Source organism: Betaproteobacteria bacterium (assembly GCA_009377585.1).
Classification (GTDB): Bacteria; Pseudomonadota; Gammaproteobacteria; order Burkholderiales; family WYBJ01; genus WYBJ01.
The window spans coordinates 1-4,593 of the sequence record WHTS01000221.1 but is presented as its reverse complement, the minus strand read 5'-3'; the positions used below and the strand labels follow the sequence as shown (position 1 = coordinate 4,593).

Here is a 4,593-nt window from a genome sequence, read left to right as displayed (position 1 = left end):
CACACCACCCCGCCCGCATGTGCGGGCACCCCTCCGCGTGAGCGGAGGGGAGAGCGCGTTTCCCCTCCTCGTCGAGGAGGGGCGGGACGCGGCAATGCCGCGGACGGGGTGGTCGGCAGCGATCAAACCACACCCCTTGCAGGGCGCGCATCGGCATGCAGGCCGATGCCGTTCGTCCGGCGCGGACCATGGTCCGCGAATTCCCGATCTCACCCCCGGCGCTTCGCGCCACCCCGCCTCGTGAGAGGCGGGGAATGCACGTGATTCGCCGGGCTTGCCTGTTATTCCAGCTTGATGTCCGCGCTCTTGATCACGCCGGCCCACTTGTCGTAGTCGCGTTTGATCTGCGCCGCGAACGCCTCCGGGGTGCCGGGCGAGGCGGTGGCGCCGAGAGCGGCGAAGCGCTTCTGGGTCTTCGGACGCTTCAGCACGCGTACGACCTCGGCATTGATATGGCGCACGAGATCCGGCGGCGTTCCGGCCGGGCCGAGCAGCCCGTACCAGACCAGCGCTTCGAAGCCCGGCAGCCCGGATTCGGCTACCGTCGGCAGATCGGGCGCGAGCGGCGAGCGCGTGCTGCTGCTGATCGCGAGCGCGCGCAGCCGGCCGCTCTTCATATGCGGGGCCGAGATGGTCATGTCGCTGAAGCCCATCTGCACCTGCCCGCCCATGAGATCGACCAGTGCCGGCGCCGCGCCCTTGTACGGGATGTGATCGATGCTCACCTTGGTCATCGACTTGAACAGCTCGCTCGCAAGATGGCCCGGCGTGCCGGCGCCCGCGCTCGAGTAGCTTGCCGGCGTCGGCCGGGCGCGCAGCCAGCGCACCAGCTCGGCCACCGATCGCGCATCCACCGACGGATGCACCAGCAGCAGGTACGGGCTGGTCGAGACCAGCCCGATCGGCGCGTAGTCGCGGAAGGGATCGTAGGACAACGAGCGATAGAGGCTCGGCGCGATCACGTGCGGCCCGGTCGCGGTCATGAGCCAGGTATAACCGTCCGGCGTGCTCTTGGCCGCGACGCCGTTGCCGACCGTACCGGCCGCACCGGGCCGGTAGTCGATGACGATCGGCTGGCCGAACTTCTCGATCAGCGGTTGCGTGATCGTGCGCGCGGTGACGTCGGTTCCGCCGCCCGCGGGGAATCCGATGATGAGCCGGATGGGCTTGGTGGGATAGTTCTGGGCAGCCGCGGGCAGCGCGCACGCCAGCGCGAACCCGCACAACGCTTGCACGATTCGATGCACGACTCCCCCTTGATGTCGGATGCCCCTTCCAGCTCTTTTTCGTGACGCCCGGGGCGCTGGGCCGCGCACGATGATACGGGCCGAAGCCAGCTCAGCCCGGCTTGCGCCAGCACCAGACGCGAATCGGCGGCACGTTGAGCAGCTCGATGTCGCTCTCGGGATCGCCGAAAAAGTCCCGACCCAGCACCGCGACCCGGTCGCGCAACTGGTAGGCGACGAAGCGACCGCCGGGCGCGAGCACCGAACGGATCTCGCGCAGGATCTTCTTGCCGACCTGGCGCGGCATGGTGGAGAACGGGATGCCGGAGATGACGACATCCGGCGCCGGCAAGGCATACTGCGCGAGCGCGGCCGAAATCTGTTCGGCGCTGCCGCGATGCGCGATCAAGCGCGGATCGCGGATGTTCGAGCGCACCAGCTCGACCAGCCGGTGGTCGATCTCGATTGCCAGCAGCCGGCCTTCGCGCGGCAGCGCCTTCAACAGCGCCTGGGTGGTGCCGCCGGTGCCGGGGCCGAGCTCGACGACGGTGCGCGCTTGCGCCACGGCGCCGACGCGTACCAGGCGCCGCTCCAGGAACGCGGAGCTCGGCACGATCGAGCCGACCTGCTTCGGCTGGTCGAGAAAACGCAGGAAGAAGGCGAGTGCCTTCTCGGCTTGGGACGTGCTCTTTCTGAGCCGTGCGGGGCTTGGGATATCGTCCATCGTGCCGCAAGTGTAGCCGATGACGAGGCCGCCGCAAGAGCGTGTCGCTGGATCAGCGCGGCGGCGTAATGCAGCCGTAAGCCAAGGGTCATGCCGCGCCGGTTGACGGCGGCCGAGAGCGTCGCGGCCGGATATGATGTAATGCGCTCTGCCGCACGACCCTGCGCGAGGACGCGATGCCTTCGATCCATCCGCCGATCCATGTCGACGACGTGACGCCCGAGAACATGAACAAGGGCGAGGGCTGGGCGATCTCGGAGTTTCGCCTGCCGATCTCGGGCAAGCAGGGCTCCGCGACCACGGTGTTTCATTCGATCTTCCGCCCCGGTTCGACCCATGCCAAGCATCTGCACAGCCGCTGCGACGAAATCGCGGTCTACCTCCAAGGTCACGGCGTGGTCGGTCAAGGCGGCGAGCGCACCGAAGTGCGCCCGGGGCACTGCCGCCTGATGCCTAAAGGCTCGGAGCATTTCTTCTTCAATGAAACGAAGGACGAGAAGGGTCTCGTCATCGGCTTCTATGTCGGCGCGAAAAGCGTCCAGGATACGGGCTACGCGTTTTGCGGCAACGTCAGTGCAGCCGATACGTCGATGCCGCGCACGGCGGGTCTGCGCGGCGGCATACTCGTGCACGTCGACGCGGTGAAGCCGCTCGAACACGCGGCCTTGAACGTGCCGGGCGTGGCGATGCGCTTTCCCATCGGCAGCCACAACGGCAGTCCGAACGCGCTCTTTTGGGTGACGCTCGAGCCCGGCGCGGCCTTGCCCAGGCATCGCCACGATCGCTGCGAAAAAGTGTATTACATCGTGCGCGGTCACGGTCTCGCAGGCGCCGAAGACGAGCGCACGGAAGTGCGCGCGGGACACGTTCACCTGATTGCGCAAGGCGTCGAACATTTTCTGCTGAACGCGAGCCGGTCCGAGCCGCTGGAAGCGATCGGCGTCTATACCGGTGCGGGCAGCTTGGAAGAGTCCGGTTATGTCGATCTGGGTGCCGCAGCCGCAGCCGATTTGCGCGCCGCTGCGCCGTAGCGGTCGGGCCGCGCAACAAAACGGCCCGGACCGCGAGGTGCGGCCTCATGCTTCGTGGCGTATGCATCGGGCTTCATGCCGATCGCGCACAATCGACGATGACAATGGCCGCAGTCTCGTGGACAATGGACCTTCTGAAGAGCCGGGGGGAATAGCGACATGCGATACGAGAAACCGAAAAACGTCGACGAGGCGGTTGCCTTGCTCGCGGCCGAGAAAGGATTGGCGCGCGTGCTTGCCGGCGGCACCGACCTGCTGGTGCAAATGCGCAGTGGCCGTGCACAGCCCGACCTGATGGTCGATTGCAAGGCCATCGCCGACATGACATCGATCGTGGCGGAGAACGGCGCCTTGCGCTTCGGCGCTGCCACGGCGTGCATGGTGTTGGTCGAGCATCCGGAATTTCCCGCTGCGTGTCCCGGCGTGACCGACGCGGTCAAGCTGATCGGTTCGATCCAGGTCAAGGGACGCGCCAGCGTCGGCGGCAACGTGTGCAATGCGTCGCCCGCCGCGGACAGTGTGCCCGCGCTCATTGCCGCGGGTGCGACCGCCCGCATCTCGGGGCCGCGCGGCAGCCGCGACGTGCCGGTGGAAAGTCTCGCCACGGGTCCTGGCAAGACGTGCCTGGCTCGTGACGAGCTGGTCGTATCGTTCCTCGTGCCGCGCAAGCAGCCGCGCTCGGGCGATGCTTATCTGCGCTTCACGCCGCGCACCGAGATGGACATCGCGGTGGTTTCCGCCGGCGTCAATCTCACGCTCGATGCCGCAGGCATTTGCACCCAGGCGCGGGTGAGTCTCGGCGCGGTGGCCGAACGCCCGTTGCTCGTCGCGGAGGCAGGAGCGGCGCTGATCGGGAGCAGGATCGATGGCGCCGCGCTGGAACGTCTTGCGGCCGCGGCCAGCGCCGCCTGCCGTCCGATCGACGACAAGCGCGGGACCCGGGAGTATCGGATCAAGGTGGCCGGCGTGCTGGCGCGGCGTGCCGCTCAAATCGCGCTCGATCGAGCCCGCCCGGATATTTCACCGGGTCGGCCCCAGGCTTAGGCGTGTTTCGATTCTCGAACGAAGTAACATCGATGGAACGCAGCGCCGTTTGCACCGCCGGCCTGCACGCGCGCTGGCGGCCGATTTGCGGCCATTTTGGGCATGTCCGTCTTGCCAATAGTTGTCTATTGGCTGCGCCGGCCGAGCCCAAGCTGACTCGCAACTCGGCTCGCCATCATCGCGCGCCCCCGATGAAATATCCGGGCAAGGAGAACTGATGGCCAAGCACCACGTGACTGCGACGATCAACGGCAATCCGGTCGAATTCCTGTGCGAGGCGCAGCAGACCCTGCTCGAAGTGCTGCGCGACGAGCTCAATCTCACCGGCACGAAGGAAGGTTGCGCCACCGGTGACTGCGGGGCTTGCAGCGTGACCATCGATGGGCGCTTGGTGTGCTCGTGTCTCACGCTCGGCCCCGAAATCGACGGCAAGGCGGTGCAGACCATCGAGGGCATGGCCAACGGCACCGAGCTGCATCCGCTGCAGCAGAAGTTTCTGGAGCATGCGGCTTTGCAATGCGGCATCTGCACGCCGGGTGTTCTGGTCGCTGCGAAGGCGCTGCTCGAG

General features: G+C 67.0%; 6 protein-coding genes. 4 read left to right on the top strand and 2 right to left on the bottom strand.

The features are described from left to right. Nucleotides 1–281 precede the first annotated feature (281 nt). Complete coding sequence (locus tag GEV05_30585) at nt 282–1,565, bottom strand: tripartite tricarboxylate transporter substrate binding protein (protein MPZ47628.1); 1,284 nt, start codon at nt 1,563–1,565, stop codon at nt 282–284. Next, on the bottom strand, nt 1,339–1,950 hold the full coding sequence (locus GEV05_30580) for a methyltransferase domain-containing protein (protein MPZ47627.1): 612 nt from the start codon (nt 1,948–1,950) through the stop codon (nt 1,339–1,341). The genes GEV05_30585 and GEV05_30580 overlap by 227 nt, the downstream gene beginning before the upstream one ends. A 176-nt stretch (nt 1,951–2,126) precedes the next feature. Here GEV05_30580 and GEV05_30575 point away from each other — a divergent pair, with 176 nt between their 5' ends. The 4 genes from GEV05_30575 to GEV05_30560 all read left to right on the top strand — a co-directional run. Continuing rightward, the gene (locus GEV05_30575) at nt 2,127–2,981 is read left to right on the top strand and encodes a cupin domain-containing protein (GenBank protein ID MPZ47626.1); all 855 of its coding nucleotides are present in this window, start codon (nt 2,127–2,129) and stop codon (nt 2,979–2,981) included. A gap of 159 nt (nt 2,982–3,140) precedes the next feature. Further along, nucleotides 3,141–4,025 carry a xanthine dehydrogenase family protein subunit M gene (locus tag GEV05_30570; GenBank protein MPZ47625.1) on the top strand — a complete coding sequence of 295 codons (885 nt, stop codon included), beginning with the start codon at nt 3,141–3,143 and terminating at the stop codon, nt 4,023–4,025. A 32-nt stretch (nt 4,026–4,057) separates the two neighbouring features. Then, entirely contained in the window at nt 4,058–4,243 is a 186-nt protein-coding gene (locus GEV05_30565) for a hypothetical protein (GenBank protein MPZ47624.1), read from the top strand. Continuing rightward, nucleotides 4,243–4,593 (top strand): 2Fe-2S iron-sulfur cluster binding domain-containing protein (locus GEV05_30560; GenBank protein MPZ47623.1); only part of this gene is annotated, 351 nt, incomplete at its 3' end. The genes GEV05_30565 and GEV05_30560, both read left to right, overlap by 1 nt.